This is a genomic window from Streptomyces tailanensis (assembly GCF_008386495.1).
Lineage (GTDB): Bacteria > Actinomycetota > Actinomycetes > Streptomycetales > Streptomycetaceae > Streptomyces > Streptomyces tailanensis.
The window spans coordinates 1-26172 of sequence record NZ_VTHJ01000002.1; the positions used below are offsets into that span (position 1 = coordinate 1).

At 71.2% G+C, this 26172-nt stretch carries 21 protein-coding genes and 1 pseudogene; 14 read left to right on the forward strand and 8 right to left on the reverse strand.

What is annotated here, in order from left to right:
• Positions 1–106 precede the first annotated feature (106 nt).
• Positions 107–1372: a TerD family protein gene (locus F3T56_RS01865; protein ID WP_484422096.1), complete on the reverse strand. Its 1266-nt coding sequence runs from the start codon at positions 1370–1372 to the stop codon at positions 107–109.
• A gap of 322 nt (positions 1373–1694) precedes the next feature.
• Between F3T56_RS01865 and F3T56_RS01870 the strand changes: the two genes are divergently transcribed.
• From F3T56_RS01870 to F3T56_RS01890, 5 genes are all read left to right on the forward strand, one after another.
• A complete protein-coding gene (locus F3T56_RS01870; protein WP_149822891.1) occupies positions 1695–2144 on the forward strand; it encodes a DUF6643 family protein in 450 nt (149 codons plus the stop codon).
• Between the two features lie 56 nt (positions 2145–2200).
• Positions 2201–3031, forward strand: coding sequence for an MOSC domain-containing protein (locus tag F3T56_RS01875; RefSeq protein ID WP_149822892.1), 831 nt, complete (start codon positions 2201–2203; stop codon positions 3029–3031).
• A gap of 222 nt (positions 3032–3253) precedes the next feature.
• On the forward strand, positions 3254–3877 hold the full coding sequence (locus F3T56_RS01880) for an Rv1733c family protein (protein WP_149822893.1): 624 nt from the start codon (positions 3254–3256) through the stop codon (positions 3875–3877).
• A gap of 111 nt (positions 3878–3988) precedes the next feature.
• Positions 3989–6430 carry a right-handed parallel beta-helix repeat-containing protein gene (locus F3T56_RS01885; protein WP_172638771.1) on the forward strand — a complete coding sequence of 814 codons (2442 nt, stop codon included), beginning with the start codon at positions 3989–3991 and terminating at the stop codon, positions 6428–6430.
• Positions 6431–7126: 696 nt separating this feature from the next.
• The gene (locus F3T56_RS01890) at positions 7127–8080 is read left to right on the forward strand and encodes an alpha/beta hydrolase (RefSeq protein WP_425473532.1); all 954 of its coding nucleotides are present in this window, start codon (positions 7127–7129) and stop codon (positions 8078–8080) included.
• On the opposite strand, the gene F3T56_RS01895 is transcribed toward F3T56_RS01890, so the two are convergent.
• The gene (locus F3T56_RS01895) at positions 8077–10386 is read right to left on the reverse strand and encodes a hypothetical protein (protein WP_149822895.1); all 2310 of its coding nucleotides are present in this window, start codon (positions 10384–10386) and stop codon (positions 8077–8079) included. The two genes, F3T56_RS01890 and F3T56_RS01895, sit on opposite strands and share 4 nt — an antisense overlap.
• A gap of 400 nt (positions 10387–10786) precedes the next feature.
• Here F3T56_RS01895 and F3T56_RS01905 point away from each other — a divergent pair, with 400 nt between their 5' ends.
• Positions 10787–11617 (forward strand): DeoR/GlpR family DNA-binding transcription regulator, encoded by an 831-nt coding sequence (locus tag F3T56_RS01905; RefSeq protein WP_149822897.1) that lies wholly within the window; start codon positions 10787–10789, stop codon positions 11615–11617.
• 147 nt (positions 11618–11764) lie between these two features.
• Here the strand turns inward: F3T56_RS01905 and cds1 are convergent, their stop codons facing one another.
• A complete protein-coding gene (cds1, locus tag F3T56_RS01910) occupies positions 11765–12907 on the reverse strand; it encodes an L-cysteine desulfhydrase Cds1 (RefSeq protein ID WP_216372917.1) in 1143 nt (380 codons plus the stop codon).
• Positions 12908–13287: 380 nt separating this feature from the next.
• Between cds1 and F3T56_RS01915 the strand changes: the two genes are divergently transcribed.
• Entirely contained in the window at positions 13288–13611 is a 324-nt protein-coding gene (locus F3T56_RS01915) for a hypothetical protein (RefSeq protein ID WP_149822898.1), read from the forward strand.
• Between the two features lie 280 nt (positions 13612–13891).
• Positions 13892–14425: an ATP-binding protein gene (locus F3T56_RS01920; protein ID WP_172638772.1), complete on the forward strand. Its 534-nt coding sequence runs from the start codon at positions 13892–13894 to the stop codon at positions 14423–14425.
• Between the two features lie 30 nt (positions 14426–14455).
• Here F3T56_RS01920 and F3T56_RS01925 read toward each other — a convergent pair whose 3' ends face one another.
• The 3 genes from F3T56_RS01925 to F3T56_RS01935 are packed head-to-tail and all read right to left on the reverse strand — an operon-like array spanning position 14456 to position 18068.
• Positions 14456–17017: an ABC transporter permease gene (locus F3T56_RS01925; RefSeq protein ID WP_149822899.1), complete on the reverse strand. Its 2562-nt coding sequence runs from the start codon at positions 17015–17017 to the stop codon at positions 14456–14458.
• Entirely contained in the window at positions 17014–17778 is a 765-nt protein-coding gene (locus tag F3T56_RS01930) for an ABC transporter ATP-binding protein (protein WP_172638788.1), read from the reverse strand. The genes F3T56_RS01925 and F3T56_RS01930 overlap by 4 nt, the downstream gene beginning before the upstream one ends.
• Positions 17779–17786: 8 nt before the next feature.
• The gene (locus F3T56_RS01935; RefSeq protein WP_149822900.1) at positions 17787–18068 is read right to left on the reverse strand and encodes an SHOCT domain-containing protein; all 282 of its coding nucleotides are present in this window, start codon (positions 18066–18068) and stop codon (positions 17787–17789) included.
• A gap of 197 nt (positions 18069–18265) precedes the next feature.
• Between F3T56_RS01935 and F3T56_RS01940 the strand changes: the two genes are divergently transcribed.
• From F3T56_RS01940 to F3T56_RS01965, 6 genes are all read left to right on the forward strand, one after another.
• On the forward strand, positions 18266–18835 hold the full coding sequence (locus F3T56_RS01940) for a TetR/AcrR family transcriptional regulator (protein ID WP_172638773.1): 570 nt from the start codon (positions 18266–18268) through the stop codon (positions 18833–18835).
• A gap of 31 nt (positions 18836–18866) precedes the next feature.
• On the forward strand, positions 18867–19460 hold the full coding sequence (locus tag F3T56_RS01945) for a DUF4865 family protein (protein ID WP_149822902.1): 594 nt from the start codon (positions 18867–18869) through the stop codon (positions 19458–19460).
• Between the two features lie 93 nt (positions 19461–19553).
• The gene (locus F3T56_RS01950; RefSeq protein ID WP_149822903.1) at positions 19554–19739 is read left to right on the forward strand and encodes a DUF1272 domain-containing protein; all 186 of its coding nucleotides are present in this window, start codon (positions 19554–19556) and stop codon (positions 19737–19739) included.
• A 261-nt stretch (positions 19740–20000) separates the two neighbouring features.
• Positions 20001–22691 (forward strand): YfhO family protein, encoded by a 2691-nt coding sequence (locus tag F3T56_RS01955; RefSeq protein WP_149822904.1) that lies wholly within the window; start codon positions 20001–20003, stop codon positions 22689–22691.
• A gap of 22 nt (positions 22692–22713) precedes the next feature.
• Positions 22714–23700, forward strand: coding sequence for a glycosyltransferase family 2 protein (locus F3T56_RS01960; RefSeq protein WP_149822905.1), 987 nt, complete (start codon positions 22714–22716; stop codon positions 23698–23700).
• A 23-nt stretch (positions 23701–23723) separates the two neighbouring features.
• Positions 23724–24155 carry a GtrA family protein gene (locus tag F3T56_RS01965; RefSeq protein WP_149823176.1) on the forward strand — a complete coding sequence of 144 codons (432 nt, stop codon included), beginning with the start codon at positions 23724–23726 and terminating at the stop codon, positions 24153–24155.
• Here F3T56_RS01965 and F3T56_RS01970 read toward each other — a convergent pair.
• Together F3T56_RS01970 and F3T56_RS01975 are read right to left on the reverse strand one after the other, a co-directional pair.
• Entirely contained in the window at positions 24124–25365 is a 1242-nt protein-coding gene (locus F3T56_RS01970) for an ROK family protein (RefSeq protein WP_149822906.1), read from the reverse strand. The genes F3T56_RS01965 and F3T56_RS01970 overlap by 32 nt on opposite strands.
• 52 nt (positions 25366–25417) lie before the next feature.
• A pseudogene (locus F3T56_RS01975) lies at positions 25418–26103 on the reverse strand (alpha-ketoglutarate-dependent dioxygenase AlkB family protein).
• Positions 26104–26172: the final 69 nt, after the last annotated feature.

Here is a 26172-nt window from a genome sequence, read left to right on the forward strand (position 1 = left end):
AAGCACGCCGCCGACGAACGCCTCCGCGAGGTCGTCGACAGGGCGAACGTTGCCTGATGCGGCACTAGAGCCACTCCCTATATACGGCGCTACCTCATATGCGGCGCTACTTCCTGCCCGGCGTCCAGTTCATCCCCCACCCATAGGCGTAGTCGACCGTACGCTGGGGACTCACACCGCGTTCGGGAACCAGGTAGCGGGCCTCGCGCTGGACTATGAGGTCGCCGCCCTGGTTGGTGATGAGGGCGAGGGCGCAGACGGTGGAGGGGACGGTGCACTCGTCGAGGGAGAAGTCGACGGGCGCGCCGTGCTGGGGCTGGAGGGTGACCGTCGCGTGCAGGTCGGCGAAGGAGCGGGCGCCTTCGTAGATGGTCACGAAGATGAGGATGCGCCGGAACGCCTGTATGTGGTCCAGGTTGATGGTCAGGTTCTCGCCGCTCGCGAGGGCACCGGTGCGGTCGTCGCCGTCGAGATGGATGAACGGCGGCCTGTGCAGGGCTCCGAAGGCGTTGCCGAGCGCCTGGACGACGCCCTTGCTGCCGTCGGACAGTTCGAACAGGGCGCACAGGTCGAGGTCGAGGTCGCCGTGCATTGCGACGGCCCGGCCCAGCTTGGCGCCCCACCCCTTGAACTGCTTGCGCACCTCCCAGTTGAGGTTGACGCGCATGGCGCCGGAGGTGCCGCCCTGTTTGGTCAGGGAGACCGCCGGGGCGTCCTTCGTGAGGGTGACTTTGGTGAGGCGGACGGGGGTCGGCGGCGGCGTGGGCGGGGCGGGGGGCGCGGGCGGTGCGGCCGTCACCGGCGGCGGGGCGGTGACGGGTGCGGCCACGGGCGCGGGCGGTGCCGCTTGCTGGGGTTCGTCCACGGTGATGCCGAAGTCGGTGGCCAGGCCCTCGAGTCCGCTGCTGTAGCCCTGTCCGACGGCGCGGAACTTCCAGGCGCCCTGACGGCGGTAGAACTCCCCGAGCACGAAGGCGGTCTCGACACTGGCGTCCGTGCTGTCGTAACGGGCGATCTCGGTGCCCGCCCGGTCGTCGAGCACCCGGATGTACAGCCCGGGCACCTGCCCGAAGGTGCCGCCGTCGGCGGAGGCGGCGAGCACCACGGTCTCGATGGCGGGCTCCACGCGCGCGAGGTCCACGAGCACCGAGTCGGTGACCTGGCCGCCGGCGTCCCGCTTGCCCTCGTGCCGGACCGCGCCCGAGGAGTGCGCGGGCTGGTTGTAGAAGACGAAGTCCGCGTCGGAGCGCACCTTTCCGCCCACCAGCAGCAGCGCCGACGCGTCCGTGTCGGGCACTCCCGGTCCGGAACGCCAGCCCAATTCCACGCGAAGCGCGGTGGTCGGCACCGCGACGTTCGATCCTTTCGGCATTGCCATGTCCGCCCCCATCAGAAGGTCACCAAGAAGGTCGTCGCCGGGCCGGCCCCACGCAGTCCGCCGGATCCGATCGGCTCCGTTGTCGGCGCCAAACCTATTCCCCCGGGCGCCCGAACCCCCAGATGCCGTACCGAAAGACGCGTGGCCAACCGCAGGTAACCCCCGCGGAACTCGCCCTTTACACGATCAGAAAGCTCTCTGCTGCCCTTTTTCGCCGAGTTCGCTCGCATTGGGGATCCGGCGTCACCGCCGACACGGAAAACAACCCTCTTATCGGTCTCCCCAACCAGCACATCGTGGGCTTAACTTATGTGCCATGACCTCCCCCCGCTCCACCTACGGCGGCGGTTACTACTCCGCCTCGTCCTTCGCGGACACCCCGATCTACGACTCCCTCGTCGCCGAGCGGGGAACCCCTCAGATCGCCCCGATCCGAGTCCCCGCCCAGTACGACACCCCGGGCAGCAATCTGCCCGCCCTCCCGTCGGCACTTCCCGCACTGCCGGCGGGCCCCTCCCAGCCCTCCCCCGCCTACGGCTATCCGCAGCAGCAGCCTTCGCCGCTGCAGCAGGCACCGGCCGCGTACATCCCGCAGCAGGCCGCGGGTCCGCGTAGTTACCCGGGCCCCCAGCCGCAGCAGCAGCGCCCCATGGCCGGCGGCGGCATGGGGTACGAGGCGATGCGCCCCGCGGCCCCGCGCCCGGCCCAGCCTGCCGCCCCCTACCAGCAGGATCCGTACAACGGTCAGCAGTACCGCGGGTACTGAGGGCCCTCTGGAATATTCCGCGTGGGGTTGTCACCGCCTGCTGGCAGGATGACCCCATGGGGAATCCGTCACTGCACTCGATTCATGTCCACCCGCTGAAGGCGGCCCGGGGCTTCACCCCCGACGAGGCCGTCGTGGAGCCCTGGGGTCTGGCGGGCGACCGCCGCTGGGTGCTGGTCGACGACTCGGGCAAGGTCATCACTCAACGTCCGCATCCGCGTGTGGCGTTGGCCGCCGCCGGGCAACTGCCCGGCGGCGGCCTCTTGCTGTCCGCGCCAGGGCACGATCCCCTCACCGTCCCCGTGCCCGAGCCCGAGCCCGCCGGGACGACGACGGTGGAGCTCTTCCGGGACAAGGCGGAGGGGGTCCCAGCCGATGCCGCCGCGCACGCCTGGTTCAGCGACTACCTGGGCCTTCCCGTACGGCTCGTGCACCTGGACGACCCGGCGACCCGCCGCCCGATAGACCCCGAGTACGCCCGCCCCGGCGAGACCGTGAGTTTCGCCGACGGCTTCCCGTTGCTGCTCACCACGCTCGCCTCGCTCGACGCGCTCAACTCCCTTGTCGCACAGGGCGACCACCCCGAAGAGGGCCCGCTCCCCATGAACCGCTTCCGGCCGAACGTGGTGGTCGACGGCACGGACGCCTGGGAGGAGGACGACTGGCGGCGCGTCGCCATCGGCGAGGTCGCCTTCCGGGTCGCCAAGATGTGCGGGCGGTGCGTGGTGACCACCACCGACCAGGACACCGCCGAGCGCGGCCGGGAGCCGCTGCGCACCCTCGCCCGCCATCGGCGTTTCGGCGACAAGCTGGTCTTCGGGCAGAACCTGGTTCCGGAATCCGGGGGCACGGTACGGATCGGCGATCCGGTACGGGTTCTCGAATAGCCGTTTGAATATGGCCCGTTGAGCCGTTCGGTCTCGATGAGTTCGGTGCGATCCCGGATTGGGTCAGTGCGGTTTTGACGGAACTCGATCCGACCTTGAAATCTCAACCTCTTACGATTGGTTCCGTGTACGGGGAACACAGGCCCTGGGCCCGGCCGTTGGGTGTTTGTGAGACGTTCATGAGACGGCCTTTCACGGACGCGGAAGGGGGCGGGGACGACCGTGCGGGCGATCGGTGGGCTGCGGGCATGCGGCGGGCTGTGGCGCTGGCGACGTAACCCGTTGCGTCGGACGACCGATCTGGTCGAGGCCTGGCTCGCGTTCGCGGCCCTCGCGCTGATCCTCCTCGCCGCGCCCCTGATCGGCGTCCTCGTCGGGACCGCCGCCCAGGACGCCCTGCAGCAGGCCGTGCGGAAGCAGCACAAGGCCCGGCATCTGGTGACGGCCACCGTCGTCAAGAAGGCGGACGGCTCCCCACTGGACCCCGACCCCGAGACCGCGACGACCCGTGACCGGCAGAGCCGGGTCGTCGCCGACTGGACGGTCCCGGACGGCTCCGACCGGCAGGGCACGGTCATGGCGAACCTCAAGGAGCCGAAGCCCGGCGACCACTTCACGCTGTGGACGGACGCACAGGGCCGAATAACGGGCCGACCGCTGGACACCGCCACCGCGACGACGCATGCCGTGCTGGCCGGATTCGGTGCGACCGTGCTCACCGCGGGACTGGTCGAGGGCGGCAGACGGCTGATCGTCTGGCGCATGGTCCGCCTCCGGTACACCCGTTGGGACCATGCATGGGACAAGGCGGGGCCGGACTGGGGTAGGACGGGCACGGGCAGCTGACGGCCTTCCGACTCCGGTCAACTCCCCCTGCCCGCGCACGCTACGGTGGACCGACCAGCCGAACTGTTCGGCATCGACCCGCGTTCCACGAGGTGGGGGCACAGCAACGCCATGGCACAGGGCACGGTCCAGGTGACGCACACCGGTACATCGCGGTGGCGGCGCCGCACGGGTGAGTACTCGTCGCTCGCCGCGGCCCTGGAGGCCGCGAGCGACGGCGATGTGCTCATCGTCGCTCCCGGCACGTACCGGGAGAACCTCGTCGTGCAGCGCGGGGTCACGCTGCGCGGCCCGGAGGGCTCGCCCGGCTCGGTTCGCATCGCGCCCCTGGACGGGGTCCCGCTGACGGTGTCCGCCTCGGCCGTGGTGCAGGACCTGCATGTGGAGGGCCAGGACGCGGCGGCGCCGGCACTGCTCGTCGAGGACGGTACGCCCGAGCTCCTGGACCTCAGGATCGTCACCCGTTCCGCGACCGGCATTGAGGTGCGCGGGGGCGCCCGTCCGACGGTGCGCCGGTGCACGGTCGACAACCCGGCCGGGATCGGTATCGCCGTGGTGGACGGCGGCGGTGGCGTCTTCGAGGAGTGCGAGGTCGTGGCGGCCGGGCAGGCCGGCGTCGCGGTGCGCGGCGGCGGCCATCCGCGTCTCGACCGCTGCCGGGTGCACCACACCTCGGGCTCGGGCCTGACGGCGACCGGCGAGAACTCCGCGCTCGAAGCGGTCGGTTGCGAGGTCTACGAGGTCCGCGGCAGCGGCGTACAGATCACCGGCCGGGCCACGGCCCATCTCACCGACTGCGATGTGCACCGTACGACCGCGGACGGGGTCACGCTCGACACGGACGCCGTGCTGACCCTCGCGGACTGCCGCATCCACGACATCCCGGAGAACGCGGTGGACCTCCGCTCGCGCTCCGTGCTCACCCTGACCCGCACGACGGTGCGGCAGTTCGGGCGCAACGGGCTGTCGGTATGGGACCCGGGCACCCGCGTGGACGCCAACCAGTGCGAGATCTTCGACAGCACCGGCGACTATCCGGCGGTCTGGGTCAGCGACGGCGCCACGGCCGTGCTGGAGTCCTGCCGGGTGCACGACGTACCGGACGCGCTGTTCGTGCTCGACCGGGGGTCGCGCGCGGACGTCGTCGACAGCGATCTGTCCCAGGTGCGGAACACGGCGGTGTCGGTGAGCGACGGCGCGACGGCGCAGCTCGACGACTGCCGGATCCGGGACGCGGCGACGGGCGCCTGGTTCCGCGACCACGGCAGCGGCGGCACGCTCAACGGCTGCACGCTGGACGGCACGCAGACCGGCGTGATCGTCACCAAGGGGGCGGACCCCACTATCGAGCGCTGCACGGTGACCTCGCCCGCAGAGGCGGGCTTCTATGTCTCGGCCGAGGGCCGGGGCAGTTTCCTCAACTGCCGGGTGACGGGCAGCGGCGGCTACGGCTTCCACATCATCGACGGCTGCCGCGCGACGTTGCGCAAGTGCCGTACGGAGCGCTGCGCGCGCGGCGGTTACGAGTTCGCGGACGGCGGCCCCGGAACCGCGGGCGGCGGGCCCGTGGTCGAGGACTGCACCAGCGACGAGAGCGGAGGGGTGCGGCCCCCGGCGGCACGGGAGACCGCCGCGCAGACCACGGCACAGTCCCCCGGTCTGCTGAGCTCGATCCCGGCCCAGCGCACCGCCGCGCCGCTGCCGCCCGTTCCCTCGCCCGCCGCCGAACCCGAGAAACCGGCGCGGACGTCGAAGGACGTGCTCGGTGAGCTCGACGCGCTGGTGGGCCTGGACAGCGTCAAGCGCGAGGTGCGCGCCCTCACCGACATGATCGAGGTGGGCCGCCGTCGCCAGCAGGCCGGCCTCAAGGCGGCGTCCGTCAAGCGGCACCTGGTGTTCACGGGCTCCCCCGGCACCGGCAAGACCACGGTCGCCCGCCTCTACGGCGAGATCCTGGCCTCGCTCGGTGTCCTGGAGAAGGGGCACCTCGTCGAGGTGTCCCGCGTCGACCTGGTCGGCGAGCACATCGGCTCCACGGCGATCCGTACCCAGGAGGCGTTCGAACGGGCCCGTGGCGGTGTGCTGTTCATCGACGAGGCGTACGCGCTGTCGCCGGAGGACTCGGGCCGGGACTTCGGCAAGGAGGCCATCGACACGCTGGTGAAGCTGATGGAGGACCACCGGGACGCCGTGGTGGTCATCGTCGCGGGCTACACGGCCGAGATGGAGCGCTTCCTCACCGTCAACCCCGGTGTGGCGTCCCGCTTCTCACGGACCATCACCTTCGACGACTACGTCCCCGACGAGCTGCTGCGCATCGTGGAGCAGCAGACCGAGGAGCACGAGTACCGGCTCGCGCCGGGGGCGGGCGAGGCACTGCTGAAGTACTTCACGGCGATCCCCAAGGGCCCCGCCTTCGGCAACGGCCGTACGGCGCGGCAGACCTTCGAGGCGATGGTGGAGCGGCACGCGGGACGGGTCGCCCAGTTCGCCGAACCGAGCACGGACGACCTGACGTTGCTGTACGCGGAGGACCTGCCGGAGCTGCCGTAGCGGATTTGGCGGGGCGGGCCCCAGGAGGCTGTCAAAACTGTTCATAGAAGGGCGTGCGGGAGCGGTTCAGCTCGATCGTGTGATGATCGGCTTCTGGGCTTGCGGTGCCCTGGGCCGATCGGGTTAGCGTTGCCGTGCGATCTGGGACGCCGAGTGCGGCGCCGGCGTGCGGGGCCCCCGCTCCACCGGAGTGATGGTTCGGGGCCTCCCCGTCGCCTCTGGCCGCACCCACATGGCCAGGTCGCGCAGGGCTGTGTCCATCAGCGGCCTCCCGGGCCCGGACCACGCACAGGATGCGTGTCGCCGCCCCGGGGTCGAGTACACCGGGGACCTGGGGGTACCTCCCACGCCCTTGAGGCAGTGGGGGAGCGCCCAAGACCGTTCGGGGCGTGCGGCTGAGCGGATCCGCTCATGCTCAGTCCCACTGGAACGGTAAACCCCACCGCAGGTGTGGCCGCTCCGGCGTCAAGCGGCTGCCCCAGCAGGGGAACGCGCTGCACCGACAACTGGGCGGCACATACGACCTAGTGAGCCTCGGTCCTCGGGGCGTCGGGCAGTACCCGGGCGAGTTGCCAACTCCGGTCCGGCGACCGGCACTTGGTGACGCTGCGTCCTGGCCGCGCCAGACGGCGGCATCGCCGAGACGTGGCATGGTCCCGGCGCACGCCGAGGCCCGTCCCAACGAACGGAGGTGCGGTGCTGCGCAGCTTCAGCACCGCCAATGAGGTGCGCGACATCGACCGCTTCCGGCAGGCTTTGGGCGAGGAGAAGGTGTCGGCGTACGGCGTGTCGTACGGGGCCTATGTCGGAGCCGTGTACGCGCAGCAGTATCCACGGCACACCGACCGGTGGGTGCTGGACAGCAGCGGCGACCCCGATCCGCGGCGGGTCGAGAGGGCCTGGCTGGCGAACATGGCGCGCGGGGCGGAGGATCGTTTCCCGGACTTCGCGGCCTGGGCCGCCGACCCGGCCCGGGACGCGGAAGGCCTGCGGCTCGCCCGGCGGCCCGAGGACGTCCGGCCATTGTTCCTCTTCCTGACGGCGGAACTGGACCGTGCCCCGAAGGAGTCGACGACCCCGGGCGTGCCGCTCACCGGCAACCGGCTGCGACAGGCCATGTACAACTCCCTGTACGACGACGCCGTCTTCCCACGGCTGGCCCGGCTGATGCGCGAGGCCATGACCCCCGAAGCGACCCCGGTGCTGCCGTCGGACCTGGCCGGACCCATGAGCGACGAGGACGCGGCGGTCACGATGACGGTCATCTGCAACGACGTGTGCTTTCCGAGGTCGGTGGCCGCATATGAGAGGGCGGTGGCGGTGGACCGTGCTCGGCATCCGCTCACGGCCGGGCTGCCCGCGAACATCTTCCCCTGCGCCTTTTGGAAGGACAGTCCGGTCGACAAACCCACCAGGATCACCGACCGGGGCCCGTCGAACGTCCTCATGATCCAGAACCGACGGGATCCCTCCACGCCGTATACAGGCGCCCTGAAGATGCGCCAGGCCCACGGCGACCGGGCGCGGCTCGTCACGGTCGAACGCGGTGGCCACAGCGTCTACCTGGGCACCGGCAACGCCTGCGGCAACCGCGCCGTGACGGAGTTCCTGACCACGGGAAAGCGACCCGAGCAGGACATCTCCTGCTAGCAGTGCCGGGGACCCGGTACCTCCGGGCCGATCCGCGCCAGTAGTCGCTGGCGTTCGTCGGCGAAGGTGGGGTCCGCCTGGTAGTCGGAGTGGCCGAGGATCGGGGCGGGCAGGGGGTGGGCGGCGGTGCGGCCGTAGGCGAGGGGGTCCTGGAGGGGCTCGGCGTCGACCTGCGGTCCGCGGTCGCCCGGCAGCCGTACGGGGCCGCCGATCGGGTCGGTGCGGCGGTACAGGTTGCGCCAGCAGTCGACCTCGCGGTGCAGGGAGGTCAGGGCCGTCGGGCCGAAGTGGGCGGGGAACCAGCGGCCGTACAGCCGCTCCAGTGGTGAGCCGTAGGTGAGCAGCGCGACCCGGCTGCGGACCGACGGGGTCAACTGCCAGGCGGCGGCCGCCGCGAGGACGCTGCCCTGGGAGTGACCGGAGATGACCAGCCGTCCGCCCGTGGTGCTCGTCCAGGTGGCCATCCGCCAGGTCAGGTCGGGCACGGCGCGCTCGGCGTAGCAGGGCGGCGCGAAGGGGTGCGCGGCGCGCGGCCAGAACGTGCCCACGTCCCAGAGGATGCCGATCGTGCGGCGCGCGGAGGCGTCCTTGTAGGCCCGGCGGCCCCAGGTCACGAACAGCAGGAGGCCCACACCGATCAGCCAGGAGCCGAGCGCCTGCGCGGTCTGGGCGGCGCCGGTGACGAAGGCGGGCGCATGGTGGGTCGCCTTCGCCGGTGTCTCGCCCGTCGCCATGGCTCCCGCCAAGGCCGCGGCGCCGAGGAGCAGCGTCACGGTGGCGAGGACTCCGATGATGCGTGGTGCCCGGTCGGTGAGGGCCGCCATGGCACGCGCGCGGGCGATGCGGCGGGTGCGGGCGGCGTCACGGGATTCGTGCTCCTCGTTCAGGCCTTCCTTCTCCTCGTTCAGGCCTTCCTTCGCTTGCCCGCGCTTGCGGGGTGCGGCTACGCCTGGTGGCACGTACTCGTCCTCCACCGCTCGCGTCTCCTCCTGTCTCAGCACCCAGGTGCGCCGGGCCAGCCAGGCCAGGAGGGTCAGGGCGACCAGGAGGAGGGGTGGGATGACGGCAGCCTGCCAGGTGAGGAGTACGGGTGGGCCGGGGAGAGGGTCGGCGGTGCCGCCCAGCCAGTCGGCGACGCGTTGGGCGACACCGGCGGACATCACGCCGCCGAGGGCGCAGGCGAGCATGGCGACGGCGGGGCCGGCGAGGCCGTACATCGCGGTGCGCGGGTCGGGGCGGGAGCGGTACAGGATGTGGGCGACCACGCCGAGCGCGATGACGAGCAGGCCCTGGACCAGGGTGATCCCGCCGAAGGTCAGGTCTCCCGGCAGTCGCTGCGTCGAGGTCCAGTCGGGGCGCGGCCAGCCGGCGTGGACCAGGGCGAGGACGAGCAGAGCGATCGAGCCGGTGGGCAGGCGGCGGACCAGGTGCTCGTCCAGGTCCTTGTCGAGGCGATTCTCGGTGCGGCCCCTGCGGCACACGACCCACACCACGACGACGGCGCCCAGCACGAGCGTCGCGTTCAGCAGCCAACCCAGGAGTTCGAGAACGGCGGGGCCGCCCGCCCGGCGGTCGTGGTGGGCCGCGGAGGTACCGACGGCCGCGGCGATCGTCAGGAACCCGGCCGCCGCGTGAGCGGCCCGCAGCCTGGCGACCAGTCGGCGCCCGTACCAGAAGCCGGGCCGGCCGAGGGCGACGCGCTCGGTGTCCGCGTCGACGATGGGGTGCGCGTCGGCGGGCCGGGGGTCGCCGTCCCGGTCCATGGGCCGCTGGGACTCGTACGCGCTCCAGGTGCGGTGGGACAGGTACCACAGGAGGACGGTCAGCACGGCGGGTACGAGGGCGGCCAGGGCGAGGCGGCGGCCCGGCTGGCTCCACCAGCCGTCGCCGGAGACGTCCGGGGAGAGGAAGCCGAGCCAGGTGTGCGCCTCGGCGCACGCGCGCGTGCCCGCGCACTGCCAGGCGGTGAGATCGAGGGCGACCTCGCAGGCGGCGGCGACGAGCAGCACGGTCAGGGTCAGGCCGGTCAGCCGCACCAGGAGGCCGTAGAGACGTACCGTTCGCCGTCGGTTCAGGGTGTTGGGGCGCATCCAGTGGGCGAGGTTGACCACCATGAACGGCAGCAGCAACAGCCACAGGGCGCGCGAGCCGTTGCCCGAGGTGAGGTTGCACCAGACGTAGGCCTCGGGCACCGGTTTGGCCCGGTGGTCCGCGGGCCGGGCTTCCGCGTCGGCATCGTCGATGCGGCGGAAGACGGCCGCCGTGTCGTCGCCGGTGACCCGGACCGTACGTGGGTCGTCCAGCATGCGTTCGGGTGTGGTGCCGCCGACTCCGTGGACGAGAAGTTCGAGGGCGGTATGCCCGGCAACTTCCGTTTGCCCCTTGTCTTCCGTATCTTCCGTCGCGCGATCCACTGTTCCGCTTCCCCCGTGATGCACCGCAAGGCAGATGTGATGTGCAGGCACAGATGATCGCCGCTCAGCGGGATGCGTACACCTGTGGTCACCGAATCTCCCCGATCCGTGTGATAGTGACGGGCGCGAGGACGGCGCGTGACGTGCCCGCGCATGTGCAGGTAGTGGCGCCACCCGTGGTGTGGCGTGCGAATATGGGACGTCCTCGGGACCGGGGACAGGGGGCATTTCCTCGTCGGAGGGGGTATGGGAGGCGTGTCGAGCGTGATGGGGCGAAAGGACCGGAGCGAGCGTGAGTGAGAACCAGAACCTCCTCGCGGAGCAGCGCCGTGCCCTGATCCTCGACGAGGTGCGACGGCGGGGCGGCGTCAGGGTCAACGAGCTGACGCGCAAGCTCGGCGTGTCGGACATGACGGTGCGCCGCGATCTGGACGCGCTCGCCCGCCAGGGCGTGGTGGAGAAGGTGCACGGCGGCGCCGTACCGGTGGCCGAGGCGAGTACACACGAACCAGGCTTCGAGGCGAAGTCCGGGCTGGAGCTGAGCGCCAAGGAGGACATCGCGCGCGCCGCCGCCGAACTGGTGGCGCCGGGGTCCGCGATCGCCCTCTCGGGCGGTACGACGACGTACGCGCTCGCGCACCGGCTGGTGGATGTGCCGGACCTGACCGTGGTCACCAACTCGGTGCGGGTCGCCGATGTCTTCCATGCCGCCCAGCGGTCTTCGGGGCCCCGGCAGGGTGCGGCGACCGTCGTGCTCACCGGTGGGGTGCGGACTCCGTCGGACTCGCTGGTGGGGCCGGTGGCCGATCAGGCGATCGCGGCGCTCCACTTCGATGTGCTGTTCCTGGGTGTGCACGGGATATCGGTCGAGGCCGGCCTCTCCACGCCGAACCTTGCGGAGGCCGAGACGAACCGGCGGCTCGTGCAGTCGGCTCGGCGGGTGGTTGTCGTGGCCGACCACACGAAGTGGGGGACGGTGGGGTTGAGTTCGTTCGCGGCGTTGGAGCAGGTCGACACGCTGGTGACGGACGCGGGGTTGGCTGCGCAGGCTCGGGCCGAGATTGCTGAGCATTTGCGGCGGTTGGTGGTGGCCGGGGAGGACGAGGAGAGCGCCGATCTTTGAGGGGCTTTGATTCCTGAGCGCCGTTTGAGTTCAGGACGTCTTGGGACTGCGGGCCGTCAGTGGCTTGTCGCGCCCACGCGGCGGAGCCGCATAGTGATACAGTCCCGCGCCCCTTGGCGGCGCTGTGCCCGGCGGCGATCGGTCGCCCTACTCCGTCCACACGCCCGTCTCCAGCAGGGTCTCGATCGCCTTCGTGTACGGGGCGATGTCCAGGCCCTGTTCCCTCAGCCACTCGTCCGAGTAGTACTTGTCCAGGTAGCGGTCGCCCGGGTCGCACAGGAGGGTTACTACGCTGCCCTGGCGGCCCGCGGAGACCATCTCGGCGACGATTTTCAGGGCGCTCCACAGGCCCGTGCCTGTGGAGCCGCCGGCTTTGCGGCCGATGGAGTGTTCCAGGGCTCGTACGGCGGCGACGGCGGCCGCGTCGGGGACCTTCATCATGCGGTCGATGGCGCCGGGGACGAAGCTGGGCTCCATGCGGGGGCGGCCGATGCCCTCGATGCGGGAGCCGCCTTCGCAGGTGACGTCCGGGTCGCCGGTGGTCCAGCCCTCGAAGAAGCAGGAGTTCTCGGGGTCGGCGACGCAGAGGCGGGTGTCGTGCTGGGTGTAGTGGACGTAGCGCGCGATGGTTGCCGAGGTGCCGCCGGTGCCGGCCGTGGCGACGATCCAGGCGGGTTCGGGGAAGCGCTCCAACTCCAGCTGGCGGAAGATGGATTCGGCGATGTTGTTGTTGCCGCGCCAGTCCGTGGCCCGTTCGGCGTAGGTGAACTGGTCCATGTAGTGGCCGCCCGTCTCGGCCGCGAGGGCGGCGGCGGCCTCGTACATCTTCCTGGAGTCGTCCACGAAGTGGCAGCGGCCGCCGTGGAACTCGATCAGACGGATCTTCTCGGCGCTGGTGGTGCGCGGCATGACGGCGATGAAGGGCACGCCGATCAGCCCCGCGAAGTACGCCTCGGAGACGGCCGTCGAACCGCTGGACGCCTCGATCACGGGGCGGCCCGGCCGGATCCAGCCGTTGCAGAGGCCGTAGAGGAAGAGGGAGCGGGCGAGGCGGTGCTTGAGGCTGCCGGTGGGGTGGGTCGACTCGTCCTTGAGGTACAGGTCGATGCCCCAGTCCTCGGGCAGCGGGAAGCGCAGGAGATGGGTGTCGGCGGAGCGGTTGGCGTCGGCCTGGACCTTGCGGACGGCTGCTTTGAGCCAGCTCCGGTACTCCGTGTCGCTGTGGTCGACGTCGAGGGTCGCGCCCGGGCGAGTGGTCTGGGGGGTGCTCACGGCGTGCTCCTCACGCATTGCGCCGACGACGTGCGCGGCGTCGGACGTCCCGATGATAAACACCTTCCGCACGCTTCTCACCTGCATAAACATGCCTTTGGGTCACTCAAAGGCACTCCTGTGGCAGCGACGCGCGGGGCGCATGGGGGGCGCATGCCGCGCGTGCGCCGGAACGCCGCCCCCGACCATCCGTGCGCACTGGTGCTCGACGACAGGGACGTGCAGACTTCACGGCACGGGCACAAGTCGATCCCATCCGGGCCACAGCCGATCCCCTCCGGGGGCGGCCGATCCCGGCCGGGCGGCGCAGGGGACGGCGTCTCTCGGGCACACTGGATCACGGTCCGTACCCGGATCACGACTCAAGGACGACCGAAGCGCACAAGGGGGCGGGGCACATGGCGGAGCCGGAGTTCACGGCCACGGGCGTGCGGATCGGGAAGCGGCTGCGGCAGCTCACCCGGGCGGGGCAGGTCCGGATAGAGGATGGCCGGCTGCAGTTGCTGACCAGTTACGGCAGTGAGATCGACAGCGCCCCGGTGCAGGCGGTGCGGGCGACCAAGCCGTGGTTCGCGCCCGAGGACCGGGCGTTGGCCGACGTCAACGGCACCCGTTACACGCTCACCCTGAACGAGCACGACCCGGCTCCGGGGAAGCCCGGACCGCCCTCGGCGCGCCGGTTCATCGAGGCGGTGCGCAGGGCCGCGGGGCGCGGTGGCTGACGGACCGCGAGTTGCGGGACCGCACCCCCTGGGTCACGCTGTTCTCACGTCACTCTGGGTTTACCGGCGATAACGCTGCGAACCAGCCCGCCGGCCACGACAGCGGGCGGCGGTTCGTACGCAGCCGCCCCACGAGCAGCGCGGCAGCCCCGGCGGCCGCCCCCACGGGCGGCAGTCGTAGCAGGCGGCCGCCCCACAGCAGGCGGCGTTTTTCGCCCAGCCACCTCGCTGGATCCGTCCTCCGATCTTCTTCCGGACTCAACTTCGGGGAGTCGCAGCCGTGATCAGCCAGCACAGCAGGCATTGCACGGTGGAGCTCCAAGCCCTGCCGTCGCGGATCGGCCAGGTCCGCAGAATCGTCTCTGCGCAATTGCGCTACTGGCATCTGGATCCCTTGATCGAGCGGGCCGTGCTCGGGGTGACCGAGCTGCTGTCCAACGTCCACCGGCACGCCGAACCGGACAAGATGTGCACCGTGGAGATCGAGTTGCTCCTCGGCCGGCTCACTGTCTCGGTGCACGACAACGACCCGCGTCTCCCGGTCGTCCAGGACGCGGAGCTCTTCGCCACCAGTGGGCGTGGCCTCGCGATGGTCGCCGCGGTGAGCGAGAGCTGGGGTGTCAGGCCGCATGGCGAGTCGGGCAAGGTCGTGTGGTTCACGCTCCCGGCGTCCTCGGCCGCGGTGCCGAAGATCTCGCCGTACGACGCCGGACAGCCGCAGCCGCAGGCTCAGCAGTGCGACGCCGGACGGCGTCCCGCCACGCGCGGGCGCAGGTCCGAACACGCTCCCGCCCGGTCGGCCGTCGCAGGCTGACCGGGCGGTGACCCACTGCCGACCGGTGTCTCACTCGGTGGCGATGGCGCGCAGCATGTCCAGGCGGGCCGCCCGCCGGGCCGGGCGCAGGCCCGCCAGGACTCCGGCCGCGAGGCCCACGAGTGCCACCACTGTGAGTTGCGTCGGCGCAAGCGCGAAGGCGAAGGCACTGTCGCTCGCGCCGTCGAAGGCCTTGACGAGGACCCAGCCGAGGAAGGCGCCGAGGCCGAGGCCGCCCGCCGTACCGAACGCGGCGACCAGGACCGACTCCCAGCGGACCATGGCCCGCAGTTGGGACCGGGTCTGTCCGACGGCCCGGAGCAGGCCGAGTTCGCGGGTGCGCTCGTGGATGGCGAGGGTCAGCGTGTTGGCGATGCCGAGCAGCGCGATCAGTACGGCGAGCGCCAGCAGGGCGTAGACGAGGGTGAGCATCATGTCGATGCCGCCGGCGGAGGACTGGGCGTACTCGTCGCGGGTCTGCACGTCCTGGTTGCCGTAGCGCTCGGCCACCTGTTCTACCGCGGCCTTGCCATCGGCCGTGTTCACGCCGTCCCTGAAGGACACCGCGATGAGGGTGTCGGCGTCCTGGGTGCGGTGCGGGGCCCAGGCGGCGCGGGTGATGACGTAGTCGCCCGCGAGTTCCGACTGACCGTAGACCGCTCGGACGGTGAAGGTCGCCTTCTGGCCGTCGGTGAAGGTCAGTTCGGCCTTGTCACCCGTCTTCAGGTCCTGCTTGTCGGCCTCCTTCTCGGTGAGGGCGATGCCGTCGGTGCCGAGGCCGTCGAGCGAGCCGTGTACGTCGCCGAGGTCGAAGAGGGCGCCGAGTGCGGCGGGGTCGGTGACGGTCAACGCCCGTCCCTCGCCGTTGACTTCGGCGACGCCCCGGCCGAGTCCGACGGCGTTCGCCACCTCGGGCTTCTCGGCGATGGCAGGGGCGAGGCGGGGGCTGAGTCCGCTGCCGCCTCCGCCGAAGCCCGGTGTGCTGACCGCGACGTCGCCGGCGAAGGACCGGGACACCGTCTGGTCCATGGTGGCCTTGAGCGAGGCGGCGAAGACGGTGAACAGGGAGACGACGGCGACACCGATCATCAGCGCGCTCGCGGTGGCGGCGGTGCGCTTGGGACTGCGCAGCGCGTTGCGCCGGGCCAGGCCGCCGGTCACCCCGCGCAGCCTGTCGAGCGGCGCGCCGAGCAGGCGTACGGCGGTCGAGGACACGACAGGGCCGAGGACCACGAAGGCGACGAGAGCCAGGGCGGCGCCGGTGCCCGCGAGCCAGAGGGACGGTGTCGTGAAGGCCCCGGCGAGGGTGATGCCGACGGACAATGCGGCCAGGCCGCCGCCGAGGACGGCGCGGCCGCGCGAGGCGCCGGACTGGTCGACGGCCGTCTCCCGCAGAGCGGCCAGCGGGGCCGTACGACCCGCGCGGACGGCGGGGAGCAGGGCCGAGCCAAGGCAGACCACGACGCCGACCGCGAGCGGCAGCAGCATCGACAGCCCGCTGATCACCAGGTCGCCCTCGGGGAAAGGGAAGCCGATCGCCGGGAACAGCGCCTGCAACCCGGCCGCGATGCCGATGCCGCCCGCGAGACCCACCGCCGACGCGGTCACCGCGACCACGCTCGCCTCGACGAGGGCCGAGACGGTCACTTGGCGGCGGGAGGCGCCGAGGGCGCGCAACAGGGCGTTCTCGCGGGTGCGTTGGGCGACGACGATTCCGAAGGTGTTGTGGATGGAGAAGGTCGCTACCAGCAGGGCGATGCCGGAGAAGACCAGCAGGAAGAGGGTGAAGATGTCCAGGAACTGGCTGGAGATCATCTCGGTGTTCTCCTCGGCCGACTCCTGGCCGGTGATCGCCTCCACTCCCTCGGGCAGTACGGGAGTCAGCGCGTCGACCAGTTCCTGCTGGCTCACGCCGGGGCCCGCCCGTACGAGGATGCTCGTGGCCTGGCCGGGCGCGGCGGTGAGGTACTTCTCGGCGTCGGCGCGGGTCATGCCGGTGTAGGTGACCTGGGCCATGCCGTCCTCGCCGCCGAAGGTCGCGAGGCCGACGATCGTCACCTCGACCGGGTCGGGGGTGCGCAGGGTGGTGGTGTCGCCGATCCTCAGGTTGCCCGTCTCGGCGGTGGCCTTGTTGACGACGACCTCCCCGGGCTTCTCGGGGGCGCGACCCTCGGCCAGTCGGTAGGAGTTCAGCTCGGGGTCGTCGATCCAGTTGCCGGCGAGGGTGGGCGGGCCCGCGCCGCCGATCGGTTCGCCGTTCTTGCCGATCAGTTGGCCGGCGCCCTGGATGTCGGGGGCGGCCGCGGCGACACCGGAGACGTCCTCGATACGGGCGACGAGGTCGGCGTCGACGGGCTCCCGTACGCCCTCGCTCTCCCCCGGTGTGGTGATGGTGTCGGCGCTGCGGACGACGGCGTCGGTGCCGCTGGTCGCCCTGCCGAACATCGTGTCGAAGCTCGCCCGCAGGGTGTCCCCCATGACGAGGGTGCCCGCGAGGAAGGCCACGCCGAGGAGCACCGCCAGGAACGTACCGGCGAAGCGGCGCCTGTGGGTGCGCAGGGAGGACAGGCTGAGGCGCAGGGCGGCGTTCATGAGGGCACCTCGAAGGCTTTCAGGCGGTCCAGCACCTTGTCGGCCGTCGGGGATTCCATACGGTCGACCAGGCGTCCGTCGGCCAGGAAGACGACCTCGTCGGCGTGGGCGGCGGCCACCGGGTCGTGGGTGACCATGACGACCGTGCGGTCCATCTGGCGCACCGCGCGGCCGAGGAGGTTCAGGACCTCTCCGCCGGAGCGGGAGTCGAGGTTGCCGGTGGGCTCGTCGGCGAAGACGACGTCGGGGCGGCCGGCGAACGCCCTTGCCACGGCGACGCGTTGCTGCTGCCCGCCGGACAGCTCGGCGGGGCGGTGGTGGAGCCGGTCGCGCAGGCCGACCACGTCGATCAGCGCGTCGACCCACTCCGGGTCGCCCTTGCCGCCCGCGAGGTCGGTGGGGAGCGTGATGTTCTCGGCGACGGTCAGCGTCGGCACCAGGTTGAAGGCCTGGAAGACGAAGCCGATCCGGTCGCGGCGCAGCAGGGTCAGCCGCCGGTCGTCCAGCGTGCTCAGCTCGGCGTCGCCGATGTGGGCCGTGCCCGTGGTGAGGGTGTCCAGTCCCGCCACACAGTGCATCAACGTGGACTTGCCGGAGCCCGAGGGCCCCATGATCGCGGTGAAGCGCCCGGCCGGAAAGCCGACGCTCACCCCGTCCAGGGCCCGCACGGCCGTGTCGCCGGAGCCGTACACCTTGACGGCGTTCTCGACACGGGCGGCCATGGCGGTCGTGGTCGCGGTGGTCGCGGTCGCGGTGGTCATGCCGGTGGTCATGCCGCACCGCCCTTGCCCGTACGGCCGAACCGCTCGTCCAGGACGGACAGCCGGCGCCAGTACTCGTCCTCGTCGATCTCACCGGCGGCGAAGCGGTGGCCGAGCACGGTGATGGGTGAGTTGTCGTCGGCGGCGGGCCGCCAGGGGCCGCGTCGTCCGCGCCATACCGTGCGGCGCAGCAGCGCGATGCCGCCGATCACGACGGCCGCCCAGAACAGCGGGAAGAGGAGGATCCACGGGCCGGGCCCGCCGTCGGCGAGGTGAGCCAGGGTTTGCATCTCGAGTCATCTCCCGAGTCGGTTCGGACGGTTGGTTCGGTTCGTTCGGTGATGCTTCGAGACTCGCGCCGGAGAGGGGTCGGGGTCGTCGTACGGCCAGCGGCGGTTTGCGTACCTCGCGGGGAGTACGCGGGGCTGTTTCCGCTGCTCCGGAAGGGGGGTCGACTTCTGTAACTACCAGTATGTACAGTGATGTCATGAGCACCCCGGAGCGTCTGATCGAGTCCACCCGCGAGCTGCTGTGGGAGCGGGGCTATGTGGGCACCAGCCCCAAGGCCATCCTGGAGCGCTCGGGTGCCGGACAGGGCAGCATGTACCACCACTTCAAGGGGAAGCCGGACCTCGCGCTGGCCGCGATACGGCGGACGGCCGCGGAGCTGCGGACTACCGCGGCGGGAGTACTCGACGGGCCGGGCTCCCCGTACGACCGTATCGAGGCCTATCTGCGGCGCGAGCGCGATGTGCTGCGCGGCTGCCCTGTCGGGCGGCTCACCATGGACCCGGATGTGATCGCGAGCGACGAGCTGCGGGCGCCGGTGGACGAGACGCTCGACTGGTTGCGTGAACGCCTCGCCGGACTTGTCGAAGAAGGCAAGGAAGAGGGGCAGTTCGCGCCGGAGCTGGACGCGGAGGAGATCGCCGCGACGATCGTGGCGACCGTGCAGGGCGGTTACGTCCTGGCCCGCGCCTCGGGATCACCGGCGGCCTTCGACGCGGGAGTCCGCGGGCTGCTCGCCCTGCTCCGGCCCGCTCGACAGCCCCTTTGACCCTGCGGAACGCGACACTTGGAGGCACTTCATGCTCGCCATGCAGTACGAGATCACCTTGCCCGCCGACTACGACATGGACGTGATTCGCGCCCGCGCGACCGGCAACGGGCCTCGGCTCGACGATTTTCCTGAGCTCGGTCTGAAGGCGTACCTCATGCGGGAGCGCGGGGTGGCCGGGTCTCCGGTCAACCAGTACGGGCCGTTCTACCTCTGGAACACTCCGGCGGGCATGAACGCCTTTCTCCTCGGCCCCGGATTCCAGGGGCTGACCGACGACTTCGGCCGCCCCAGGGTGCGCCACTGGACGGGCCTGGCGTACGAGGAGGGCGGCAGCGCCGGTGCCGCGCCCCGGATCGCCGTGCGCCGCCGGTGGAGTGTGCCGGACGACGCTCGGCTCACCGAGGTCGCGGAGGAAGCGGTGCGTGAGGCCGGGCGGCTGGCCTCGCTCGACGGGGCGGTGTGCGCGGCGGCGGGGGTCGATCCGTACCACTGGGAGGTGGTGCACTTCTCGCTCTGGGAACACGACTCCCCCAAGGCCGAGGGCGATGCCTTCCAGGTGCTGTACATGAACACGCCCGAGCGCGACCGACTGTCGAGCCACCGGCTGGCCCGATCGTGTTGATCTCTGGCCCACCCACCACTTTCGGCCACGGCGCGCGCGCCGAGGATGGGAGGTGACAGACCACCGCACCCGAATCCGAGGAGAGGCCCGCCCATGGCACTGGAAATGCGCGACCGCTGCGAGCGCTGCGAGACGGCGACCCTGCCGGCCGACGCCCCGGCCCGCATCTGCTCGTACGAGTGCACCTTCTGTGTGCCGTGCAGCGCTGCCATGTGGGACGTCTGCCCCAACTGCAGCGGCGAGTTGGTCGCCAGACCTCGCCGCCAGGCAGCCGCGTAGTCGACGATGCGGGAGTTAACCTTCCGTCCATCTGCACGACAGTCAATATCCCCCTGATTGCAATTACCCACGGTACAACCCCCGCCGTATTCGGGATTATGGCTTTTATTTTTCGAGGTCGGCACAACCTTCATCGAGCCCTAAGCCTCTAATTCGGCGAATCGATGATGCGCGGGGAGTGACAGCCCCCGAATTCTCAGGGGGTCCTTCCCGAATGAGCCGTTCCAACGAGGATTGTGGGATTGCCCACAGGAACTCGGTATGCCGAGCGGACAGGGACAGGCTGTGAAGCCGACAACCCGTTCCCCGGCGGAGTTGCGACCGCTGCGACCACAGAGCAAAGCCGCCCTGCTCGCGGCGGTGCTCACCGTCACCGTGCTCTGCGCCGCCGATGTCATCGCCCGCAGCTACCCCTTCGGGCCGCGCACGCGCGCCGTCAACGACCTGGGCAACCAGTACGTGCCGTTCCACGCCCACCTGTGGGACCTGCTGCACGGCAGGGCCGACGGCGGACTGTTCGTCAACTGGCAGTCGGGGTTCGGCTCCAGCTTCCTGCCGGACCTCGGTACGTACGTCAGCAGCCCGTTCGCCCTGTTCGTGGCGCTGTTCCCGCGCGACGAGATCGACCTCGCCGTGTATGTGATCACCCTGCTGAAGGTGGCGTCGGCCGCCGGCTCCATGGCCTGGCTGCTGTTCCGACTGCGCCCGGGGCAGTGGTGGGCCGCGGGGCTGCTGGGCGCGTCGTACGCGCTGTGCGGCTGGACGCTGGCGGACTCCGTCTACAACCCGATGTGGCTCGACGGTCTGGTCGCCCTGCCGTTGCTGTGCCTGGTCGGCGAATGGGCGATACGGGGGCGGCGCCCGGTCCTCGGGGTGGTGGTCGTGGCGCTCGCCTGGATCGCCAACTTCTACACGGCGTACATGGCGACCCTCGCCGCCGGTCTGGTGCTGCTGCTCCGGCTGTGGCTCGATGACCTCTCGCGCAGGCAGCGGCTGCGGGCTGCGGGCCGCGCCCTGGTGACCGTCGTCCTCGGTATCGGACTCGCCGCGCCGCTGGTGACGGTCGTGTACTTCGGCACCCGGCACGCCTATCCGGGCCGGGTCCGGCAGTTCGTGCCCGTCCCCACCGAGGACCTGCTGGCGAGGCTGCTGCCGACGACGTACAGCTTCGGTACGCCGGCCGTGTTCGTGGGCACCACGGCGCTGCTGCTCGCGCTCGCCCTGCCCTTCCATCGAGCGGTCCCGGTGCGGGTGCGGGCCGGGTGGACGCTGCTGGTGCTCGGGGTCGCGCTGTCGATGCAGTGGGGCCCTACGCATCTGCTCTGGCACGCGTTCGCCACCCCGCAGGGCAGCTCGTACCGCCAGACCTTCGTGCTCTGCGCGCTGCTGGTGATCGCCGCCTGGCACGCGCTGTCGTACGGCCTTCCCGACCTGCGCGCGCTGGGCGCGGCGGGTGCGCTGCTGGCACTGGTCATCGCCGTCGCGAGCACCAGCGAGCGGACGCTGAAGTCCGTCAGCCTCCCGCTCGCCCTGCTCGCGGCCGTGGGCGCGCTGCTCGGGCTCGCACTGCTGCGGCCCAAGCGGCGGGACAGCAGGCCGCTGGCCGCCCTCGCCATGGTCCTGCTCATGTGCACGCAGTTCGGCGAAGCCGCCGCCACCGCCGCCGTCGACACCCGCTTGCGGCTCGGCCACATGGACGACTACGCGCCCTGGGGTGCGCGGCAGCGGGAGCAGGCGGAGGCGATCGCCGGGGCCGACGGGTGGCCCCGGTACCGGACCGATCCGGGCCGGGAGCAGACCGTCGGCAACGATCCGCTGCTGGTGGGCGGGCAGGGCGCCCAGTACTACAGCAGCCTCACCTCCGACGTCCTCAGCCGTACGATGACCGCCCTCGGCGGCGGCTGGACCTCGCGCGGCCGGAATGTGCAGAGCCTCGACAACGCCGTCACGGACGCGATCTTCTCGGTCGGCGCCCGGGTGCGCTCCCCGCCGGACCCGCACCAGAACTGGTTCCCGCAGGACGGCGGCGGAGTGACCGTGACCCGGCAGGACGTGCCGCCGCTGGTGACGGTACGGCCCACCGACAGCGGCTTCCCCGGCCGTACGGGCGTCGCCGACTTCGGGCCCTCGCCGTACCGCAACCAGGAACTGCTGCTGGGCACGCGCGTATACACCGTGCCCGAGTTCACCGTGCGCACCGCGGCCGGAAAGCCACCCTCCCCCAGCGACGACGAACGGCCGGGCCTGCGCGTGGGCGCTCTGCCCCGCGCGACGGCCAAGCAAAAGCCGACGATCACGGGCAGCTGCCCGGCGGGCGCCGAGCTGTATCTGTGGGCGCCGCACTTCTCGGGTACCGCGCGGCTGGCCGGCGCCTCCGCCGACGGACTGACCGGACGGTTCCGGTCCGACCAGCCCGTGACCAAGATCGCTCCGATGCAGCGGATGGGCACGGTGCCCGCCTCCGGACGGTTCCGGATCGACCTGTCGCCGAACAAGACGAGCCTGATCCCGGACGGCGCGATCGGCTGCCTGGACACCGCCCGGCTGCGCGGCGCCGTCGCGGAGCTCAGGGAAACCGGCGCCGAGCGGGTGCGCGTGTCCGACGGCACCGTCCGGGCCGAATTCCCGAAGCGCAGCACGGGCATCGCGGTCATCGCGACGCCCCGGATCGCCGGCTGGCGCTGTGCCACCGACAACGCTCCCGCCGTACCCGCCAAGGAGTACTACGGGCTGACCGCCGTACCCCTGTACGGCTCCGCGACCACTGTGACCTGCACGTTCCATCCGCCCGGACTGCGCCTGGGCACGGCGGTCGGGGCCGTCTCGCTCACCGCCGCGCTCCTGATCGGCGCGGTGGGCGCAGCCCGCCGTCGAAGGACACCGGACGAAACCGCCCCGCCGCCCCTCGACTCTCACCCGACCACGCGCGAGCGCATGACTGACGCCGTCTGACCCGCACCCCTGGGGGAACACCATGCTCATCTCGATCGTCGCACCCTGCTACAACGAAGAAGCCGTTCTCGCCCGCTTCCACGACAAGGTCCAGAAGGTCGCGGAGGAACTCCTTCCGCTCGGCCACGACATGGAGTTCGTGTACGTCGACGACGGCAGCCGCGACCGGACGCTCACCGTCCTGCGGCAGCTGGCCGAGCTCGACGCGCGCGTGCGGTACGTCTCCTTCAGCCGCAACTTCGGCAAGGAGGCCGCCCTGCTCGCGGGCCTGCGGCACGCCTCCGGGGACGCCGTGGTGGTCATGGACGCCGACCTCCAGCACCCGCCCGAGCTGATCTCCCGCATGGTCCAGCTGCGCGAACAGGGCTACGACCAGGTCATCGCCCGCCGTACGAGGACCGGCGACGGCTTCCTGCGCACCGCCACGGCCCGGCTGTACTACCGGTTCGTCAACCGTCTCGTCGACGTGGAACTCGTCGACGGCGTGGGCGACTTCCGGATGCTGTCCCGGCGCGTGGTGGACGCGGTCCTGGACCTCACCGAGTACAACCGCTTCTCCAAGGGCCTGTTCGCCTGGGTGGGTTTCCCGGCCACGACCTTCGAGTACGAGAACGCCGTACGCGAACACGGCCGCAGTTCCTGGAGCTTCAAGTCCCTGCTCAACTACGGGCTCGACGGGCTGCTCTCCTTCAACAACAGGCCGCTGCGCGCCGCCCTCTATCTCGGGATGTGCCTGCTGGTGTGCGCGGGGCTCTACACCGCGTGGATCGTGGGCGCCGCACTTGTGAACGGCGTGGAGACGCCCGGCTATGTCACCATCATCACGGCCGTCACCGCCTTCGCCGGAGTGCAGATGATCATGCTCGGGGTGATCGGGGAGTACACCGGCCGGATCTACTACGAGGTGAAGGGGCGCCCGCACTTCCTGGTGAAGGCGACCAACGTGGAGCGGGCGGAAGAGACGGAAGGCCGCACTCCGTGCAGCACGAACAAGGACCTGATTCGCTGATGCACACAGCAGCACACACAGCGATGGACACGGAGGCACCCCCCGAGGCCCGGCCGGCACCGGAACGCCGAATATCGGGCCAGATCCTCACCTTCGCCTTGGTCGGTGTCGTCAACACCATGACCTATTACGCTCTTTACCTGCTGTTGCTCATTTGGCTTCCCTATCTCGCCGCACACATTCTGGCCTTCACCCTGAGCATGATCGGGTCCTTTTTCCTGAACGCGCGATTCACCTATCGCACGCGCCCGACCTGGCGGAAATTCCTGCTGTTCCCGCTCACCAATGCCACCAACTTCGTGATCACGACGGCAGGCGTGTATGTGATCGTCGACGTTCTGCACGCCGGCAACCGGTTCGCTCCGCTCATCGCGTCCGCGGCGGCGATTCCGGTGACGTTCGTGGTGTCCCGGACGATCATGCTCAGGCCAGCGCGGCCAGAGGGTCGTCGATAACGGGCTGCCATGCCAGCTCGGCCGCGCCCACCAGGCTGTTGTGGTCCAGCGTGCAGGCCAGGATCGGTACGACCCCGCTCTGCCCCCACAGGCTCCGGTCGGCGACGACCGCCCGCAGCCGGTCGGGGTCGGCGTCGAGGAGGGCGCGGTGCATGCCGCCGAGGATGATGCGGTCGGGGTTGAGGATGTTGACCAGGCCGGCGAGGCCGAGGCCGAGGCGGTCGATCAGGGTCTCGGTGGCGGTGCGGACGGACGGGTCGGCGTACTGGGTGCGGATCAGATCGTCGGCCTGCTTGAGCAGTGAGTCCTCGGGGCCCGGGTCACGGTCGGCCGCGGTGAGGAAGGCCAGCGGGTCGGCCTCGACGTCCAGACAGCCACGGCTGCCGCAGTGGCAGGGGCGGCCCTCGGGGTTGACGGTGAGGTGACCGACTTCGAGCGCCAGGCCCGAACTGCCCGTGTGCAGACGGCCGTCGAGGACCAGCGCACCGCCGACGCCCCGGTGCCCGGTGGCCACGCACAGCAGGTCGCGGGCCCCGCGCCCGGCGCCGTGCCGGTGTTCGGCGAGCGCCGCGAGGTTGACGTCGTTGGCCGCGAAGGCGGGTCCCTCGATGCCGGCCGCCCTGACCCGCTCGGCGAAGATGTCCCGCACGGGCGCCCCGGCGGGCCAGGCCAGGTGCAGCGGGTTGAGCGCCAGCCCCGCCGGTTCGGCGACCGCCGACGGTACGGCGAGTCCCGCGCCCACGCAGCGCCGCCCGGTCTCGTGCAGCAGGTCGGCGCCCGCGTCGACGACCGAGCCGAGCACCTTCGCCGGGTCGGCGTCGACGATCTCGCAGGCGGGCGTGGTGGCGACGATCCGACCACCGAGCCCGACCAGCGCGGCCCGCCATCCATCGGCGTGCACCTGCGCGGCGAGTGCGACGGGTCCGTCCTCGGCGACCTCCAGCCGGTGCGAGGGCCGGCCCTGGGATCCGGCGGCGGCACCCGGGTGCGCGTCGACCCGGATCAGCCCCAGCGCCTCCAGCTCGGCGGCGACGGCGCCCGCGGTGGCCCGGGTGACGCCCAGCTCCGCGGTCAGTACGGCCCTGGTCGGTGCCCGCCCGGTGTGCACGAGTTCGAGCGCCGGACCGAGCGCGCCCCTCCCCCGGTCCAGCCGGGTACGCGTCGTCGAAGCTGTCCCTTCGCCCGCCTTGGGGGCCGCCTTGCCGTCCATGAGGGGGAGTCTCCCATGATCCGCTCGGGCTCGAACCCGGTCGGGTTCGAGGTCAGCCACCGCCGAATCCGCTCACCCGCAGGGTGAGGTTCAACCGCCCGGCCAGGCCCAACGCGGGCGGCGCCGTGCCCGCGTGGACCCGCGGCACGCCGTGGTACGCCGACCAGGACGTCCCGCCGAACACGAACAGATCACCGCTGCGCAGTTCCACATCCGTGTACGGCCGGGCCCGCGACTCGGTGTTGCCGAAGCGGAAGACGCACGTGTCGCCGAGGCTCAGGGACACCACCGGCGCACCCGACTTCTCGTCGCTGTCGCGGTGCATGCCCATGCGGGCGTCGGCGTCGTAGAAGTTGATCAGGGCGATGTCGTACGCCGCCTCCGGTTCACCCAGTGTGTCCCGCACCGCACGTCGGCCCAGCTCGCCCAGCCACTCCGGGAACGGCTTCACGGGTGCGCCGTCGCCGTCGACGACCGTGCGGGCATAGCCGTACGGGTACCAGTGCCAGCCCAGGCAGACCTGGCGGGAGGTCATCGTGCCGCCGCCGGGGGTGCGGACCGTGCGAAGGCCCGCGGGTGGTCGGGCCCTCCCCCAGTCTCGACTTCGCTCGACCGGGGGGACCCCCATCGGCAGGCGTCCAGGAGCCGCCGCTGGTGCTCCGTGTCCAGCCAGTCCGGGACGTGGACCGCGCTGGGCGCGATCTCCGTACGGGCGCGGGGGAACAGCTCAGCCTCCATAGGTCCATCATCGCGCGTGGTCACTCGGGGAAAGGGCGTGAGCTGCGGCTCGGCGAGCGGGGCCGGGGA